Raw genomic sequence first — 16,670 nt, 5'->3', positions numbered from 1 at the left:
AGTCCGCTCCCGTCGCCAGCTCCGCTACCGATCGGTAGCATGCGGGCATGAGCAGCGCAGAGACCGCCACCACCGCCGCGCCGGACGCCCGCGCCGAGCGCCGCGCCAAGCGCATCGCCAAGCACCTCTCCAGCTTCGCCCGGCAGCACGGCGGCAGCGCCGACGGCGTCGTCGAGTACGTCGGCGCCGTGGCCACCCGCATCGTGGTGGTCGGCGCGGACGGCACCTGGGGCGACCAGGTCGCCCCCAGCTACGCCGTCGGCCGCCGGGCCGCCGAGCTGGCCGGGGTCACCCTCCACGACGACTTCGAGGGCGAGCTGGGCCTGAAGGTGAAGACCGGCCCGTACGAGTGGAAGCGGATGGCCGGCATCCAGATCGGCGGCTGACGCCGCCCCGGACATGCGGAAGGGGCCCCGGGTGATCCCGGGGCCCCTTCGCGTACGGGCTCAGGCGGTTCGCGTGGCTCAGGCGGCGGCGGCCTGCGGCTCGCGGGCCGGCAGCGGGGCGGGCGCGTCCCCGTCCGTGCGGACCCGCAGCGCGAGCGGGATGCGCAGCGCGGCGATCCAGGTGAGGGTGGCGCCCAGCATGTGCAGGCCTACCAGGATCTCCGGGACCTCCGTGAAGTACTGGACGAAGCCGAGCACGCCCTGGAGCAGCAGCACGACGAGCAGCTCGCGGGCGCGGGCCCGGGCGGCCGGCGGGGTCTTCACCGCGGCGAAGACGAACAGCACCGCGATCGCCAGGCCGACCGAGACGAAGGCCAGGTCGGCGTGGAACTGCGCCAGGCGGTCGTAGTCGAGCGGGATGCGCGGCACGATCTTGTTGTCCCTGGGCGTCCCCGGGTGGTGCCCGGCGCCGGTCACCAGCGTCCCGGCCGCCACCAGCAGGCCGATCACCACGACGAGGACGTAGGAGAGCTGCACGATCGGGCGGGCCACGGCCGGCTGCGGGGGTCCGTCGCCCTCGCCGGACCGCTCCCACATCAGCAGCGCGACCCAGACCAGGCCCATCGCGGCGATCAGGTGCAGGGCGACGGTGTACGGGTTGAGGCCGGTCAGCACGGTGATGCCGCCGAGCACGGCGTTGCTCATCACCAGCCAGAACTGCGCCCAGCCCAGCTTGGTCAGCTGCCGCCGCCACGGGCGGTGGCAGCGGGCGGCCAGGATGGCCCAGCCGACCGCGGCACTCAGCACGTAGGTGAGCATCCGGTTGGTGAACTCGACGACGCCGTGGAAGCCCATCTCGGGCGTCGGCGTCAGGCTCTCGTCGGTACAGCGGGGCCAGGTGGTGCAGCCGAGGCCGGAGGCGGTGAGCCGGACGGCGCCGCCGGTGACCACGATGACCACGCTCATCACCAGCGCGGCGAACGCGGCACGCCTGACCATGGCGGCGGACGGCTGCCAGCGCTCGGCGAGCAGGGAGAAGGGGGTACGCACGGGGTCAATCGTAGGCGGCCTTACAGCCGATCTTGGGGCGGGGCGGTCGCGCGCCGCACGGGCCCCGTGCGGTTTGCCGCTCCGGCAAGAGCGTCGGCGGGAACCGGACTGTTCGGGCATGTCGGTCATTGGTCTTGACCAATTATCCGACTGGCCGAAAGAGTGCGGTTTGGTCCATACCTTTTTCGGGCCCCACCCACCCCCGCACGTCAAGCGGAGATCCTGCACATGCGCATACCCACACCCGCCGCGGCGCTCGCAATCGGCGGATCCCTTGCCCTGGCCGCCCTCGTCGCCCCGGCTGCCCACGCCGCCGGGCCCGGCCGGCAGTGCCAGAGCCTCGGCGTCGCCAACCTCTACGGGGAGTTCATCGAGGGCGACGACACCCACACGCCGGACGCCGAGGGCGCGGTGGCGGTCGGCGGCAACGCCGACTTCACCGGCGGCTTCTCGGTCGGCCAGGAGCTCACCCCCGAGCAGGTCGCCGCGCTGCCCGGCGGCAACGCGCTGGTCGTGGCCGGCAGCGTGACCGGGCACAACACCCAGGTCATGAAGGGCAACGGGGTCTACGGTTCGAAGGCCGCGGGCGCCGTGGTCGAGGCGCACCAGGGCAAGGTCGGCCAGGGCGCGTCCCCGATCGACTTCAAGGCCGAGTTCGCCAAGCTGCGCTCCGCCTCCGCCTCGCTCGCCGCCGCACCGCAGACCGCCGGCGCCACGGTCGAGGCCAAGGGCAAGGAGCTCCGCCTGGGCGGCACCGGCACCGGGCTCAACAGCTTCACCGTCAGCGCCGCGACGCTCCAGGGCGCCACCGACGTCTTCCTGAAGGTGCCGGCCGGCTCGGTCACCGTGATCAACGTGACCGGCGACGGGTACGACATGGCCGCCGCGAAGACCACCGGCTTCCACCTGTGGGACGAGGCGAAGCAGTCGTACGTCCTGGACGACAAGCTGCAGAGCGCCGCGGGCGGGGCCGTCCGCGCCAGGCTGCTCTGGAACTTCCCGACCGCCACCAAGGTGGTCAAGAACAGTCAGGCCGCCTGGGCCGGCACCGTCCTGGCGCCGAACGCGGCCTTCGACCTCGGCAGCGGCGGGCCGGTCAACGGTTCGGTGATCGCCAAGTCGCTGACCGGAAAGGGCGGTGCGGAGACGCACCACTACCCGTTCGCCGGCTGCCTGCCCGCCGTCGTGCCGCCGCCGACCACCGTTACGACGGTGGTCCCGGTGATCCCGAGCGGCTCGCCGTCGGCGTCCGCCACCCCGAGCACGCCGGGCACCACCCCGGGGGTGCCGTCCCCCTCGGTGACCCCGGGCGCTTCCGGCGGCCCGACCACTCCGGCGAGCGGCAGGCCGAGCCCGGGCGCCTCCGCGAGCCCGTCGGCCTCCGCCCCGGCGGCCGTGCCGACCGCTTCCGCGAGCCCGTCGGCCGAGGCCACCGGCGGTGGCAACCTCGCACACACCGGCTCCGGCCCGGTCGTCCCGCTGGCGATCGGTGGCGCGGTCGTGATCGCGGCCGGTGGCGCGATCGTGGGGGCCACCCGTCGCCGGGCGGCCAAGAAGGCCTGAACCCTCATTGACCGGCCGATGCGGCCGATGCGGCCGATCGACACGGCGCCTGCGGTGACTGAACCCGATCACCGCGGGCGCCGTTCTTCATGGCAGTGTGACGAAGTCCATTCAACTTTGCCGAAACCACGTCATGCGAGGTGGCGGGCGTGATGGGCTGCTCATTGCACATCCGGGACCGGACGGACAGACGAAATCCGGTCGTCGGCGGGGTGTGGGGAGGGGCGTAAGTGCAGGTAGAGTCCCCCGGACAGTCGTAGCGGGCCACCGCCAGACCACTCAACACGCCTGCTGCACAAGACCGTTCGGAGGGGACAACGAAATGGCGCGACAGCAGCGGCAGATCGGCATCAGGAGCGCGGCACTGGCGGGGGCGGCGGCGGCCGCCGTCCTACTGCCGATGGCCCTGGCCACCAGTGCCTCGGCGCACACGCCCGCATGGACCACGACCTGCGACAAGGTCGTCATCGACCTGATCAACTACAGCGACGCGGCGGGCGTGAAGAACGTCGTCAGCCTGACCGTCGACGGCGTGAAGGTGCTGGACCAGAAGGAGTTCGGCAAGGAGTTCCACGGGACGTACCCGGTCAAGGACCACGACAAGCCGGTCGCCGCCACCTTCGTGGTCACCACCACCGAGGACCCGAAGAACCACGACTGGAACAAGACCGAGACCAGGACGATCGAGGTCTGCAAGACGCCGACCCCGACGCCGACCCCCACGCCCACCAAGACGGCGACCCCGACCCCCACGCCGACGCCCACCGCCACCAAGACGGCGACCCCGACCCCGACCCCGGCCCCGAGCGCGACGGTGTCGCCCACCGCCACCGCGACGGCGACCCCCACCGCGACCAAGACGCCCACCCCGGCGCCGACCACCGCGACCGCGACCCCGACCGCGGGCCCGGTGCTCGCCCAGACCGGTAGCAACGACTCCACCCCGGTCATCGCCGCGGCCGGCGGCGCCGTCGTCCTGCTCGGCGGCGGGCTCGTCTTCGTCGCCCGCAAGCGCCGCGGCGGCGGCAGCGAGAGCTGACGCCCGCGACAGGTGACCACGGCGGCCCCCCGCTCGACTCGTCGAGCGGGGGGCCGCCGTGGTGTGTGTGGTGTGTGTGGGGGGCAGGTGCGCCGCGGCAGTCGAGGGACAGCCGACGGGCAACCGACGGACCGTCAGCCGAGGGCGGCAAGGATCGGCGCCCAGGTGGCACCGGTGAGTGCGGCCACCGCCTGCTGCTGGGAGAGCGGGGGAGCGGCCCGGGTCGGCTTCGGCACCTCACTGGCACCAAAACCGCCGGCGCTGTTCCACTGCACCATCTGCAGCTGCGCACCGGTCGACTTCAGGGTCACCGTCACCGTCCAGCGGTGGGCGGCGTCGACACCGGCCGGGTGTTTGGCCGCGATCTCCTCCGACATCACCACGGCCCCACCGGGAATCGCGGCACTGCTCGGCAGCTCGCTCAGCGTGCAGGTGTCACCGGCGGCACGCGCGGGCTTCGTCTGCTCGCAGCTCAGCCCGTCACCGTCCCTGAGCGGCAGCTTGAGCCGCACGGCCGAGACGCCGACGCTGGAGGCGCCGCCACCGTCGTCGACGACCAGTGAACCCATGGCGACCATTCCGCCGGACGGATCCGAGGGGTTGTTGCTCTGCCCGGTCTCCTGGCTGAACCGGCCCCCGGGGAACGTCAGCTCCAGGGCCTTGATCATCTGGGTGTCGGTGATCGCGGAACGGGGCGCCGCGTGCGCCGCCGGCTCGATGTCGGATCCTGCGGGGTGGAGCCCGGGGAGCGCGCCGGGGAACGCCAGGCCGGTCGCCGCGACCACGGCGCAGGCGCAGGCGCCGACCCCGGCGGTGACACCGGCGATGACGCCGGCGGTGCGCCGACGCCGGCGGCTGCGCCCGCGCTCGACGGCTCCGCTCACGAACGTGGTGAGATCGGGGTCGAGGGAGTCGGCCGTGCGGTCCAGGGCGTGTGCGAGGTCTGCTTCGAACGGCATGCTGAAGTCACCTTTTCTGTCGCTGATGGGGGCGGGGCCTTGCGGCGGTTCTGACCTGCGTGCACGTGCTCAGTGCGGCACCAGGTCGGACAGGCTGTCGCCGAGCAGCGCGCGCACCCTGCCGAGCGCGCGGGTGCCCTGGGAACGGACCGCGCTGCTGCTCAGCCTGAGCATCCGGGCGGTCTCCTCGATGCTGCGGTCCTCCCAGTAGCGCAGCAGAAGCACCGCCCGGTCGCGGGGCGGGAGTTGGCCGAGGGCGTCCAGCAGGGTGAGCCGCAGCGCGGTGTCCGGGCCGGACGCCGCACCGTCGGGCACGTTCCCGACGGGGCGTTCCGTGGTGCTCCGCCGACGCCGCAGGCTGAGGAAGGTGCGGACCAGAACCGTCTGGGCGTAGGCCGCCGGGTTGTCCGCACCGGCCACCCGCTTCCAGTGCACGTACACCCGGCTGAGGGTCTCCTGCACCAGGTCCTCGGCAAGATGCGCGTCACCGGCCGTGAGCACGTACGCCGAGCGGTACAGCGCCTTGGCCCTTGCGGCCACGAACTCCAGGTACTCGTTCTCCTGAGCTGATTTCACTCGGTCCCCGCCTGTTCCCTCGTCCTGTGATCCCCGTGCATACCCCTCATGACTACGTGGGACGGCAGGATGTCGCGCGGGCGGGCGATCTTCTTCACCACTGCCGCGTCAACGGCCCGCCGCGAGGCCGCAGGTGGGATGCCCGGCGCGGTGCGGCGTTGGGCACACCCGTCCGCTTCCGCTGTGCTGCGCGATCCACCCGCGGCCCGCCTGGAGTAGGAAGTCGGCCACACCGACTTCCGACTCCACGGGGTCCTTCGATGCAGTGGAATGGGGAAAGGAGTTCAGAGAAATCACGATCTGGAGGAGGCTGTCCGTGCTCTTGGATGGTGAGTCGTGGCGCCGGCACTTCGACGGGTTCCGGCGCGATGCGTTCCGGCTTGAGGCCCAGCCCGCCTACACGATGCCGCGTGAGGCCGAGAATCTCGCGCGGTTCCTGCGTGGTGAACCCAAGCCGGAGGGGCACAACGCGGCCTGGCACCAGCGGGTTCGCGGATTCGTCTCGTCCGGTAGGACGATCGGGCGCGTCCGCGTGGTGCGTCGGCCGCTGACCGACTACCAGCGGTACCAGTTCGCCTGGGGAATCCCGGGCAACATCGCGGCCGGTGAGGACATCCGGATTCTGGACGCCACCGAAGAGGACCACGGGATCCCGGATCAGGACTGGTGGATGTTCGACGAAGTGTCGGTCGTGCACCTCAACTTCCGCCCGGACGGCACGCAGGTCAACCGTGAGCTGGTTGATGAACGGGCGGTCGAGTGCCAGGAGCTGAAGAGGTCGGCGATCGAGCATTCGGTGCCCTTCTTCGACTACCTGAAAGAGCACGGGTGACGCTCGACCCCGATGCGCTCGACCGGTCCAAGCAGGACCTGGCCGGCACACTCAGGACGCTGCGCCTGCAAGCCGGTCTCACGGGAGACCGGCTTGCAGTGCGTTGCGGCATGAGTCAGAGCAAGATCGAGACCTTGTCCCGTCTCAAGCGATCTGGTCCGAGGCCATGACCGCGATCTGCGGCGACCAGATCATCTGCGACGAGCAGCGATCCGAGATCTCAAGCGATCTGGTCTGCGGTGTGTGGATGCCGCCCACCGTCTCAATCCCGCTGGTCCGGGCGAGGCGGCTGACACACTGCTCGGCATGAGTGACTGGTATGAGCAGTTAGAGCTGGGCAGTGACCTCGTCCGGGTCTCGGAACCCCTCGTCAGCCCGCTGCTGTCAGCGAAAATGTGGTGGCTGCGCGGAACCGACCGCGACCTCGTCGTCGATGCCGGGCTTGGCGTCGTCGCCCTGCGCGGGGAGATCCCACGCATGTTCGAGCGCGACCCGCTGGCAGTCCTCACCCACGCGCACCTGGACCACGTCGGTGGGGCTCACGAGTTTCGTGAGCGGGCCGCTCACACGGCCGACGCCGCGATCCTGGCCGCGGGTGTCCCGGCCAGTCTGTACGGCGCCGAGCTCTACGAGAAGCTCGGCATCAATGCTGGGGGAGAGCCCGTCCCGGACCTGCTGATCAAGGATCTGCCGTATCCCGAGTACGACCCGCGGACGTATCGCGTCGAAGCGGTGACACTGAGTCGCCGGCTGGATGACGGGGACCGGATCGACCTGGGCGACCGCACGCTGACGGTCCTTCACCTTCCCGGCCACTCCCCAGGAAGCATCGCCCTGCTGGAGGAGCGTACCGGGGTGCTTTTCTCCGGCGATGTGGTGTACGACGGCCACCTGATCGACGACCTCCCGGACTCCGATGTGCCCGCCTACCGGCGCAGCATGGAAAGCCTCGCGCAGCTGGACGTGTCCGTCGTCCATCCGGGCCACGGGCGCAGCTTCGACCAGACGCGGCTTCGTGAGCTGGCCCATGCCTATCTGCACAAAGCGGGCGCCGAACAGGCAGGTAGTGCCTGCGGCTGACCTGACGCCTCAGAAGCTGTTGTCTCTCCGGGTGTGATTGGCGTGTTTCCGCTGGTTGCGGACAGGTGCGGTGGACCCGTGGGAGTAGTGGCCTGTCAGGTCGTCGTTCCCCGGGAGGTCTCGCATGCCGTCAGTCGTTGGACTACTGGAACAGCACGAGTTCGTTGCTCGGCGTCGGGTCGATGACCAGCGTGAGGAGGCCGACCGTATTCAGGCCGAGTTGGCCGCAGCCGAGGAGGAATGGCAGGAGTGGGTGATCGCCCGGCGGCGGGTCGGATACGTTCTGGCTCCGGACAGCGCCGCTGACGCCGGAGCACCCGACGACCACCCGATTGAGACGGCCGTTCGAGCACCAGCCCCCAGAGCATGACGACAAAAGCTACTTACGCGTCGGGGTGCTCCGGCAGGGCGAGCCAGTCCGACCAGGAGATCTCTCGGCCGAGGAAGCGCGGCTGCTCGAACGGCCAGTCGGCGGCGATCCACCGCGGCACCAGCTCGTCGAGGGCCTGCTCGACCTTGCTGTCCGCCAGCTCGTCCACCACCCACCAGGAGATCTCGCCGTCCGCGCCGGCCCTCTCCGGTGGGTCGATGTAGACGCAGCCGAGCAGAGCTGTCTCCGCCGCGTCGAACAGCGCGTAGTTGAAAGACTGGTGTGCGGCGATCTCCTTCTCGTGCCGCAACAGGTCGGCCTTGTCGGCCTCGTAGGTCATGGTGGCTGCGGGCCAGCCCCAGGCCGGGCCGAACATGGCCCACAGCCGCTCGCGCGAACCCATCACAGCCGGATAGTCGAGCGGGGCGTCCGCCTCCCGGATCGGCCGCAGGTGATGACCACTGCCCGGCAGCGGCACCAGGACGGGATGGACGAAGTTATCGGGGAGCCAGCTCATAGCGCCCGACCGTACCAGCGCGCGGTTGTCCGCTCCCCTGGATTTCCCCGTATACCGCCAGGTCCTGCTCTCATGCCGGGCAGTGCCCGCGATCACCCGATCGAGACTCCCGTTCGATCGACGGACTCCATGATCGGTACGGCAACGGCTGCTCGCTCGGGTGGTCACGGGGCCCGACCGGCCCGACCTGGGGAATGAGCGCCCCGCCAGGGCGGGGTACCGTCCTGGCGCTCGAACCAGTCACCTGGCGATCGGTGGCCCAACAACTCTCGGCAGCCAAGATCTGCGAGTGGCTCCGGCGGACCCTCGCCGAGCCAAGGGCTGCACTCTTGTGTCAGCGGATATTGACCAGCCTCATCGAGGTTTCACCGTTTGGCCGGTACCGGAGCCGGCGGACCCTTCTCAGCGTCACCATCCCGCACACCGAGGCCGCCAGAAGCAGCGCCAGTGGAACAGCCAGAGCGATCGCCCACGCAGTGACGCCGGTCTGGGGGACGACGTACGAGCCCCATGGTGCTCGTACCGCCCTCACGGCCTCGCCGGGGTGACCGTCGTGGCGCAGCGAGACCAGGGCTCCACCGGCCGAGCGGGCCTCGCACTGGACGTAGTCGTTGCGTCCGGCGTGCTTCGTGTGGCACTCCGTCACGACCACCGACTCCGGGTGGCCCCACGGCGCCACCCGGGCGAGGCCGAGCACCAGCCCGACGGCGGCCGCGCCCACGCACAAGGCCGTCAGCAGCCCCCAGAGAACCGTCGTCGGCCGTTCACCCGCCCCGCCCCCAAGTGCCATGAACCGAACCTGCTTGCCAGGAACCGCGGCATCCAGATCGGAGATACGGGATTGTTCAGGTGTGGGGCGGCCTCAAGCCCCACGAGACAGGCCTCGATGCGGCGTCGTAGCGGGAACGCGACGGCGGGGCGACCGGCCGCACTGGCGGCGATCGCCCCGCGTGCCTTCCCGGACTACTCCTCGTCGAGCGTACGCACGTACTCCAGCGTCCACGTCTCCTGGAACTCGGGCTTCGGCGGGCTGAGTTCGATCTGCGCGCCACGGTGGCCGGCACGCAGGGCGAGCCCCTTCTCCGAGATGATCTTGACCCCGCCGAGGACCGCCTCGAAGGTGAACTTCGCCCGCTCGATGCGCGGGACGGTGTTGACCCAGAGCTTGTCCTCGGCCACCACCAGCCCCGCTTCCTCGTGAGACGCGAGGCGGACCACGTAGGGCGAGCCCGGCTCGGCCTCGAAGGGCTCGACTGCCCACTCCTGCTCGATCGGAAGGGGGTTGAAGCGGTCGGTGATGACGGGGGCGCCGTACTTGACGGCGTACTCCGTGGCGGTCAGCAGGGAGGACGGGCCGATGATGTGCGCGTGGATCTTGTAGATGCCGGGCTTGATCGGGATCGGAGGCATGGTGCAGGATTCCTCTCTCGCATTCTGATGTCGATCAGCGCCGCGATGCTATCGGCGCGTGGCGGGGCATGACTTGGGCCCCGATCTCGACACGCCAGAGATTCCCGCAGAGTCGATTTCGGCACGAACTGTTCGATCGGATGAGCCGTCCCGGAAGCCTTGTTCGACTGCGGGCGACCTCTGTCGGCAGTGCGTCCAAGGGCTGTTCGCCGCCCGGACTCAATACGTCAGAAAGTACTCACGGCAGTCGGGTCCGCGCCGCCTCACATCCGGGATCTCAGCACGTCGACCTCGCAGCCCGGTGCGAAGGGGTCGAAGCCGTGCTCGATCAGCCAGCGAACCACCAGCAGGCTTCGCAGCGACCACCACGCGTGGATCACGTCGAGGTCGATGTCGGTGCCATAGCCGGAAATGACGTCGTCGAGGTGCTCCTCGTGTCCGAGCGTGAAGGTGGCGAGGTCGTACAGGGCATCACCCTGGCCCGCCTCGGACCAGTCGATGATGCCGGTGACCTCGCCGCCGTCGACGAAGACGTGCGCGACCTGCAGGTCGCCGTGCGTGAACGCCGGACTCCACGGCCGGAGCGCGGCCTTGGCGACCTGGCGGTTGCGGGCGACCAGGTCGGCGGGCAGGACGCCGTTCGTCACGAGCAACTCGCACTCGTCGTCGAGTTCCGCTGCCAGCGCGACGATGCTCCGGCCGGCCCGGCCGGTCCGGGGCGGCAGCGGCGCGTCGTGCAGCCTCCGGATGGCGGCGCCCGCCGCGGCCCACGACGCCGGTGCCCCGGTCGACGGCCCGCCGAGGCGCCCGAGCGTCGTCCCCGGGAGCGCGGCGAGCGCGAGCACGGGCGGCTTGCGCCACAGGACCTCCGGGGTCGGGACCGGCGCGAGGGACATCGCCTCGACCTCGACGTCGATGCGCGCCTGATCGGCGTCCACCTTCAGGAACACATCGCCGACGCGCAGGGTCGCGCGCTCGGAATGGGCGACGACGACTTGGACCTCATCCATGGGCGACCAGTATCCCGGGGACGACCGCCGACGTCGCCAGGTTTACCGCGTGCGATTACGCGGCTGACCGCATCCCGCTGCCCGGCGGCCTCGTGCGCCAACGGCTGACCAGGTCAAGCCCACCACTTTTGTTGGGAGTCCTTAGGGGGTGGGGGCGGCGTGGTGGTCGAAGGCGCCGGCTTTGGCGGCTTGGAGGAGCTTGGCGAAGGTGGTGGGGGTGGTGCGGAGGATGGTGGCGGGGGCGTCGGATTCGCGGAGTTCGACCTGGCTGTCGGCGGCACGGACCTCGACGCATTCGTTGGACGCGCCGCTGTAGCTCGACTTCTGCCAGTTGGACCTACTCATACTTGCCCTTCATCTCATCCTCAAGGGATCGAATGAACTTTCGCGAGTCATCCTCCGACAGAGCGAGAGAGTTCAGCCGCGCGAAGGTTGTCCGATGGCTGGCCAGGTCTGCTGGGGAGTCGAAGAAGAGAACGCCTTGCGCGGTGTCCATCTGAAGGGTTGCAAGTTCTGGAACCGGACCTTCGGCGAACATGATGTTCTCGCCTGCGCCGGGGAAGGTGTCCATGTCGAACGGAACCACCCGAACGGAGATCTCCGGCTGCGCGGAGTCCTCGATGAGACTGCCGAGTTGGTCTGCGAGGACCTTGGGTCCGCCGAACTGCATTCGGAGTGCGGCCTCGTGAATGAAGGAGACGTACGGCGTCTTGCCGGAGCGGACAACGTGCTGGCGTTGCACGCGGAACGCCGTTCTGACGTCGATGTCGTGACGAGGTAGCGGCGGTGTGATCCGTGCGAAAACGGCAGACGCGTACGCGCTGGTCTGCTGGAGTCCGGGGATGTAGGTCGTGGCCCAGGTGTAGAGCTCGTGGGAGTGGGCCTCCATTTCTGCGACCTCAAGAAAGTCGGTCGGCAGGACTCCTCGATACTCCTCCCACCAGCCCTTGCCGCGTGTCGCAGCGAGGCCGGCGAGTGCGTCGACAAGTGGTTGGTTGGCGCACTTGCATGCTGCGGCGATCGTCCGTAGGCGGTCCGCACTGATGCCGATCTTCCCTGTCTCCATCTGCGTGACCTGAGCAGGACTCATCCCGAGGGTGCGGGCGAGCTGGGTGCCACCGAGGCCGGCCTGCTCCCTCATTCGTCGCAGCTCGGTTCCAAGCCTGCGCTGGCGCAGTGTCGGGTTGGGGCGTGGCGGCATGGTTTCCTTCCGGGCCTGGGGTCGGGCCAAGTCTGCCCGGATGGTTGTGAGCAGGTCCACCTGGCCTCTGTTGCCACCGGAGAGGGAATTTCCCGCGAGAGTTCTAATTTTAGAACCTTGCTGCGCTATGGTCTTCATCACAGCGATCCGACGGATCGTCAGTAACGCCTGTTTCCAGGGCAGTAGGCGCCTGCTGCCCGCGCACCGCAGAGCAGCCACGCGTGGCATTCCCAGCCCCGTCCTGGCCTGGCTCACGGCGACGATTCCGCCGGTCAACCCCGAATCCACCACACCACCTCTCTCGGAGGTTCCCCATGTGTGCCCTCAACCCGCCCGACTGGTCCGCCGCCCGTGAGGCGTTGCGCAGCGCGACGTCCGCCGCGGGCTGGCCGGACGACCTCATCTCCGACGCCGAACTCGCCCTCCATGAGCTGTTCGTCAACGCCTGGCGGCACGGAGGCAGCCCCGCGCCGACCGTGGTCGTCGTCCTCCTCGCGGACCGCACCCTCCGCGTCTCCGTGGTGGACGACAGCCCGGACCTGCCCGAGCCCCGTGTCTCCGCCGACCCGTACGAGCTGTCCGGCCGGGGCCTGCACCTCGTCCGCTCGCTCACCCACCGCTTCGGCACCGACCCGCGCCGGCACGGCAAGGGCAAGCTCGTATGGTTCGAGCTGGACCGCGCCGCGTGGGCGTCGTGATCCCGATGGCCACCCGGGCCGTCCACACCGAGCGCACCACCGTCCACTACCTCGCCGTCGAGCACGTCCCCGACGCGACCGTCCAGCTCCGCATCGCCGTCGACCTCGACATCCACGCCGCCCCCGGTGAGTACCTCGCCCTCCCCCTCACCCGCGACCAGGCCCACGAGCTCCTCCACGGCCTCGCGGCCCACCTCGGCCACCGCGTGATCGGCATCCGCCGATGATGAGGACCGGCACCGCCAACTTCCTCGTCGGCGTGGTCCTCCTGACCCTCCTCGCGCTGGCGATCGCCACCGTCGCCCTCGGGGTCGTCACCGCCCTGAAGGTCAACGAACCCCCGCCCCCCATCACCCGCCACGGCCGCTGGGAGCTGCGCCGACTCCCCGACGGCACCCACGAATACGCCTGGATCGCCCGCCAGGCCGGCCACTACGGCCCCGAGATCCGCCGCCGAACCAACCCTGACCCGCCCGCCCGCGGCCGGCACCGCATACCTACCTGAGCAGCCAACGCGAAGGCCCCCGCCCATCAGGACGGGGGCCTCGCGGCGATCGGGGGCTGCTACTCCGAGCGGAAGAACCGGGCTGCTACTCCCAGCGGAAGAACCGGGCCGCCGCCGCCAGCCCGAGCACTGCCCAGCCGCCCAGGATGCCGAGGTCCGCCCAGGGCACGCCGGCCCCGGTCTGGAGCACCGAGCGCAGGCCGTCGGACAGGGCCGCGATCGGCAGCAGCTCCAGCACCGACTGCACGGCGGCCGGGAACTTCGACAGCGGAACGATGACGCCCCCCGCCAGCAGCAGCAGGATGAAGACCAGGTTCGCGGCGGCCAGCGTGGCCTCCGCCTTGAGCGTGCCGGCCATCAGCAGGCCGAGGCCGGAGAAGGCGGCGGTGCCGAGGACGAGGAGGGCCAGAACGGCCAGCACGTTGCCCTGCGGGGACCATCCGAGCGCCAGGGCGATCACGCTCAGCAGTGCCACCTGCAGCGCCTCCGTCACCAGCACGCAGCCCGTCTTCGCCGTGAGCAGCGCCCAGCGCGGCAGCGGGCTGGCGCCCAGCCGCTTCAGCACGCCGTACCGCCGCTCGAAGCCGGTGGCGATGGCCTGTCCGGTGAAGGCGGTGGACATCACGGCCAGTGCGAGCAGGCCGGGGGCCAGGAAGTCGACCCGCTTGCCGGGGCCGTCCACGGCGACGATGTCCACGGCGGAGAAGAGCACCAGCAGCACCGTCGGGATGACCACGGTGAGCAGCAGCTGTTCGCCGTTGCGCAGCAGCATCTTCGTCTCGAAGGCCGTCTGGGCGAGCAGCATCCGGCCGACGGGGGCCGCACCCGGCCTGGGGGAGTAGTCGGGGGAGTGGTCAACGGTGCTCATGCGCGCAGGTCCCGTCCGGTCAGGTCGAGGAAGACGTCTTCGAGGCTGTGGCGCTGCACGGCGAGCCGCTCGGGGAGGATGCCGGAGGCCGCGCACCAGCCGGTGACGGTGGCCAGCAGCTGCGGGTCGACGGGCGCCTCGACGCGGTAGCTGCCGGGGGTGGGCTCGGTGGCGGTGGCGCCCTCGGGCAGTTCCTTGAGCAGCGGGCCGAGGTCCAGCCCGGGCGGCCCGTCGAAGCGCAGCGAGGACTCGGCGCCGCCGCGGCAGAGCTCCTCCGGGGTGCCCTCGGCGATCACGCGGCCGCGGTCGACGATCGCGACCCGGTCGGCGAGCTGCTCGGCCTCGTCCATGTGGTGGGTGGTGACGACCACGGTGACGCCGTCCCGGCGCAGGTCGCGGACGAGGTCCCAGGTGGCTCGGCGGGCCTGCGGGTCGAGGCCGGCGGTGGGCTCGTCCAGGAAGACCAGCTCCGGGCGGCCGACCACGGCCATGGCCAGGGCGAGCCGCTGCTGCTGGCCGCCGGAGAGCCGGCGGTAGGTGGTGCGGCCGCAGGAGCCGAGGCCGAGCCGTTCGACGAGGGCGCCGACGTCCAGCGGGTGGGCGTGCAGCTTCGCGGTGTGCCGGAGCATCTCGACGGCGCGCGCGCCCGCGTACACGCCGCCGGACTGGAGCATCACGCCGATCCGGGGGCGCAGCCGGTCGCCCTGGGTGACCGGGTCGAGGCCGAGGACGCGGACGGTGCCGGCGTCGGGGCGGCGGTAGCCCTCACAGGTCTCGATGGTGGTGGTCTTGCCGGCGCCGTTGGGGCCGAGCACGGCGGTGATCGCGCCGCGTGCGAGGGTGAGGTCGAGACCGTCCACCGCGGTCTTCTCGCCGTAGCGCTTGACCAGCCCGGTGATCTGGACCGCGGGTTCGGAATGCATACCGGCGAGTGTAAGAGGCGTGAACGCCGCGGGCCGAAGCCGGGCCGGATGATCGTTCACGCAGGTCAGGTAAGCCTTACCTGCGTGACAGATGACACCAGTGAGGCCTGGATCACGGCTTGTCCCGTCGGAAGTAATTACGCAACACTGGTGTTGTGAAAAACATGCGCGAGCACTCCACGCAGCAGGAGGCCGAGTCGGCCCCCGGCTGCGCCGTGCCCGCGACGGCGGCCGAGGTGCTGCTGGAGGGCCACCGGGCGACCCGGGACCGGGTCGCCCGTTCGATCCTCGACCACGGCCCCTCCTCCGCCGCCGACCTGGCGAACCGGCTCGGTCTGACCACCGCGGCCGTCCGCCGTCACCTGGACGGACTAGCCGCCTCCGGCCTGGTCGACGCCCGCGAACAGCGGGTGTACGGCAGCCGCGGCCGGGGCCGTCCCGCCAAGGTCTTCGCCCTCACCGACGCCGGCCGGGACGCCTTCTACCAGGCGTACGACCAGCTCGCGGCCGACGCGCTGCGCTGGATCTCCGACTCGGTGGGCGGCGGCAAGGCGGGCGAGGAGGCGGTCGCCGCCTTCGCCCGGGCCCGGTTCGGGAAGCAGGGCGAGCGCTACCTCGCCGCGCTGCGCCAGGCCGCGGCCGGGGAGCGCACCGAGGCGCTCGCCCAGGCGCTGAGCGCGGACGGGTACGCTGCCACCGTGCGGCGTGTGCCGTCGGCCGCGGCGAAAGCCCCGGCGGGCGCCCAGCTCTGCCAGCACCACTGCCCGGTCGCGCACATCGCCGAGCAGTTCCCGCAGCTCTGCGAGGCGGAGACCGAGGTCTTCTCCCAACTGCTGGGCACCCATGTGCAACGGCTGGCCACCATCGCCCACGGCGACGGGGTCTGCACCACCTATGTGCCGGCATCCGGTGCCGCATCGTCGCCCGCCCTGCGTGCCGCAGGACCGGGTACCGGTGCAGTGCCGACTGCCGGTACGTCCATCGAAGACTCAGCGTCCGCGCGTTAGGAAGCTCGCATGACTGACACCGTTTCGCACCCGGAGCTCGAAGGCCTGGGCACCTACGAGTACGGCTGGGCCGACCCGGACACCGCCGGTGCCGCTGCCAAGCGCGGGCTCAGCGAGGACGTCGTCCGCGACATCTCGGCGAAGAAGAACGAGTCCGAGTGGATGCTGAACCTGCGGCTCAAGGGCCTCAAGCTGTTCGGCAAGAAGCCCATGCCGACCTGGGGCTCGGACCTCTCCGGCATCGACTTCGACAACATCAAGTACTTCGTCCGCTCGACCGAGAAGCAGGCCGAGTCCTGGGAGGACCTGCCCGCCGACATCAAGGCGACGTACGACAGGCTGGGCATCCCGGAGGCGGAGAAGCAGCGCCTGGTCGCCGGTGTCGCCGCGCAGTACGAGTCCGAGGTCGTCTACCACCAGATCCGCGAGGACCTGGAGGAGCAGGGTGTCATCTTCCTGGACACCGACACCGCCCTCAAGGAGCACCCGGAGATCTTCAAGGAGTACTTCGGCACCGTCATCCCGGCCGGCGACAACAAGTTCGCCGCGCTGAACACGGCGGTCTGGTCCGGCGGCTCCTTCATCTACGTGCCGAAGGGCGTGCACGTCGACATCCCGCTCCAGGCCTACTTCCGGATCAACACCGAGAACATGGGCCAGTTCGACGCTGATCATC

Annotated in this window: 21 protein-coding genes and 1 pseudogene; 11 read left to right on the top strand and 11 right to left on the bottom strand. The window is 70.4% G+C overall.

The annotated features are described in order from the left end of the window. Positions 1-47 precede the first annotated feature (47 nt). A complete protein-coding gene (locus C2142_RS11390) occupies positions 48-386 on the top strand; it encodes a hypothetical protein (protein ID WP_148642535.1) in 339 nt (112 codons plus the stop codon). A gap of 78 nt (positions 387-464) precedes the next feature. On the opposite strand, the gene C2142_RS11385 is transcribed toward C2142_RS11390, so the two are convergent. Next, entirely contained in the window at positions 465-1,385 is a 921-nt protein-coding gene (locus C2142_RS11385) for a COX15/CtaA family protein (RefSeq protein WP_241003164.1), read from the bottom strand. 279 nt (positions 1,386-1,664) lie between these two features. Between C2142_RS11385 and C2142_RS11380 the strand changes: the two genes are divergently transcribed. Both C2142_RS11380 and C2142_RS11375 read left to right on the top strand, forming a co-directional pair. Then, on the top strand, positions 1,665-2,999 hold the full coding sequence (locus tag C2142_RS11380) for a choice-of-anchor A family protein (protein WP_148642533.1): 1,335 nt from the start codon (positions 1,665-1,667) through the stop codon (positions 2,997-2,999). A 322-nt stretch (positions 3,000-3,321) separates the two neighbouring features. Continuing rightward, positions 3,322-4,038, top strand: coding sequence for an LAETG motif-containing sortase-dependent surface protein (locus C2142_RS11375; protein ID WP_162002455.1), 717 nt, complete (start codon positions 3,322-3,324; stop codon positions 4,036-4,038). 134 nt (positions 4,039-4,172) lie between these two features. Here the strand turns inward: C2142_RS11375 and C2142_RS11370 are convergent, their stop codons facing one another. Both C2142_RS11370 and C2142_RS11365 read right to left on the bottom strand, forming a co-directional pair. After that, a complete protein-coding gene (locus tag C2142_RS11370) occupies positions 4,173-4,997 on the bottom strand; it encodes a hypothetical protein (RefSeq protein WP_148642531.1) in 825 nt (274 codons plus the stop codon). A gap of 69 nt (positions 4,998-5,066) precedes the next feature. Continuing rightward, positions 5,067-5,573 carry a SigE family RNA polymerase sigma factor gene (locus C2142_RS11365; RefSeq protein ID WP_148642530.1) on the bottom strand — a complete coding sequence of 169 codons (507 nt, stop codon included), beginning with the start codon at positions 5,571-5,573 and terminating at the stop codon, positions 5,067-5,069. 316 nt (positions 5,574-5,889) lie between these two features. On the opposite strand from C2142_RS11365, the gene C2142_RS11360 reads away from it, so the two are divergent. From C2142_RS11360 to C2142_RS11350, 3 genes are all read left to right on the top strand, one after another. Next, positions 5,890-6,405 carry a DUF6879 family protein gene (locus C2142_RS11360; RefSeq protein ID WP_148642529.1) on the top strand — a complete coding sequence of 172 codons (516 nt, stop codon included), beginning with the start codon at positions 5,890-5,892 and terminating at the stop codon, positions 6,403-6,405. Further along, on the top strand, positions 6,402-6,575 hold the full coding sequence (locus tag C2142_RS11355; RefSeq protein ID WP_148642528.1) for a helix-turn-helix transcriptional regulator: 174 nt from the start codon (positions 6,402-6,404) through the stop codon (positions 6,573-6,575). Before C2142_RS11360 ends, C2142_RS11355 begins: the two co-directional genes overlap by 4 nt. Before the next feature lie 73 nt (positions 6,576-6,648). Beyond that, a complete protein-coding gene (locus C2142_RS11350) occupies positions 6,649-7,485 on the top strand; it encodes an MBL fold metallo-hydrolase (RefSeq protein WP_241002517.1) in 837 nt (278 codons plus the stop codon). Positions 7,486-7,868: 383 nt separating this feature from the next. Here C2142_RS11350 and C2142_RS11345 read toward each other — a convergent pair whose 3' ends face one another. The 6 genes from C2142_RS11345 to C2142_RS11320 all read right to left on the bottom strand — a co-directional run bounded on the left by C2142_RS11345 (position 7,869) and on the right by C2142_RS11320 (position 12,131). Beyond that, the gene (locus tag C2142_RS11345; RefSeq protein ID WP_148642526.1) at positions 7,869-8,372 is read right to left on the bottom strand and encodes a GNAT family N-acetyltransferase; all 504 of its coding nucleotides are present in this window, start codon (positions 8,370-8,372) and stop codon (positions 7,869-7,871) included. 334 nt (positions 8,373-8,706) lie between these two features. Beyond that, positions 8,707-9,162 (bottom strand): hypothetical protein, encoded by a 456-nt coding sequence (locus C2142_RS11340; RefSeq protein ID WP_148642525.1) that lies wholly within the window; start codon positions 9,160-9,162, stop codon positions 8,707-8,709. A 173-nt stretch (positions 9,163-9,335) separates the two neighbouring features. Further along, complete coding sequence (locus C2142_RS11335; protein ID WP_148642524.1) at positions 9,336-9,782, bottom strand: hypothetical protein; 447 nt, start codon at positions 9,780-9,782, stop codon at positions 9,336-9,338. Positions 9,783-10,045: 263 nt separating this feature from the next. Beyond that, entirely contained in the window at positions 10,046-10,792 is a 747-nt protein-coding gene (locus C2142_RS11330) for a phosphotransferase (RefSeq protein ID WP_148642523.1), read from the bottom strand. Between the two features lie 141 nt (positions 10,793-10,933). Next, on the bottom strand, positions 10,934-11,137 hold the full coding sequence (locus C2142_RS11325; protein ID WP_148642522.1) for a DUF397 domain-containing protein: 204 nt from the start codon (positions 11,135-11,137) through the stop codon (positions 10,934-10,936). Next, on the bottom strand, positions 11,130-12,131 hold the full coding sequence (locus C2142_RS11320; protein ID WP_162002454.1) for a helix-turn-helix transcriptional regulator: 1,002 nt from the start codon (positions 12,129-12,131) through the stop codon (positions 11,130-11,132). Before C2142_RS11320 ends, C2142_RS11325 begins: the two co-directional genes overlap by 8 nt. Before the next feature lie 176 nt (positions 12,132-12,307). On the opposite strand from C2142_RS11320, the gene C2142_RS11315 reads away from it, so the two are divergent. From C2142_RS11315 to C2142_RS11305, 3 genes are read left to right on the top strand one after another with little or no spacing between them, the layout of a single operon-like run. Next, complete coding sequence (locus C2142_RS11315) at positions 12,308-12,691, top strand: ATP-binding protein (protein WP_148642520.1); 384 nt, start codon at positions 12,308-12,310, stop codon at positions 12,689-12,691. Then, complete coding sequence (locus C2142_RS11310) at positions 12,679-12,918, top strand: hypothetical protein (protein WP_148642519.1); 240 nt, start codon at positions 12,679-12,681, stop codon at positions 12,916-12,918. Before C2142_RS11315 ends, C2142_RS11310 begins: the two co-directional genes overlap by 13 nt. Then, positions 12,915-13,196 (top strand): hypothetical protein, encoded by a 282-nt coding sequence (locus tag C2142_RS11305; RefSeq protein WP_148642518.1) that lies wholly within the window; start codon positions 12,915-12,917, stop codon positions 13,194-13,196. The genes C2142_RS11310 and C2142_RS11305 overlap by 4 nt, the downstream gene beginning before the upstream one ends. Before the next feature lie 85 nt (positions 13,197-13,281). Here the strand turns inward: C2142_RS11305 and C2142_RS11300 are convergent, their stop codons facing one another. Continuing rightward, complete coding sequence (locus C2142_RS11300; RefSeq protein WP_148642517.1) at positions 13,282-14,064, bottom strand: ABC transporter permease; 783 nt, start codon at positions 14,062-14,064, stop codon at positions 13,282-13,284. Further along, positions 14,061-14,987 (bottom strand): ABC transporter ATP-binding protein, encoded by a 927-nt coding sequence (locus C2142_RS11295; protein WP_148642516.1) that lies wholly within the window; start codon positions 14,985-14,987, stop codon positions 14,061-14,063. Before C2142_RS11295 ends, C2142_RS11300 begins: the two co-directional genes overlap by 4 nt. Before the next feature lie 164 nt (positions 14,988-15,151). On the opposite strand from C2142_RS11295, the gene C2142_RS11290 reads away from it, so the two are divergent. After that, positions 15,152-15,994, top strand: a complete 843-nt coding sequence (locus tag C2142_RS11290; protein WP_148642515.1) for an HTH domain-containing protein — start codon at positions 15,152-15,154, stop codon at positions 15,992-15,994. Positions 15,995-16,003: 9 nt separating this feature from the next. Further along, positions 16,004-16,670: pseudogene (locus C2142_RS11285) on the top strand (Fe-S cluster assembly protein SufB); the annotation flags it as partial.

The sequence above is a fragment of the Streptomyces sp. CB01881 genome, assembly GCF_002953255.1.
In the GTDB taxonomy this organism is placed as follows: domain Bacteria; phylum Actinomycetota; class Actinomycetes; order Streptomycetales; family Streptomycetaceae; genus Kitasatospora.
The sequence above is the reverse complement of the archived record's forward strand: the minus strand, read 5'-3'. Positions and strand labels throughout refer to the sequence as shown.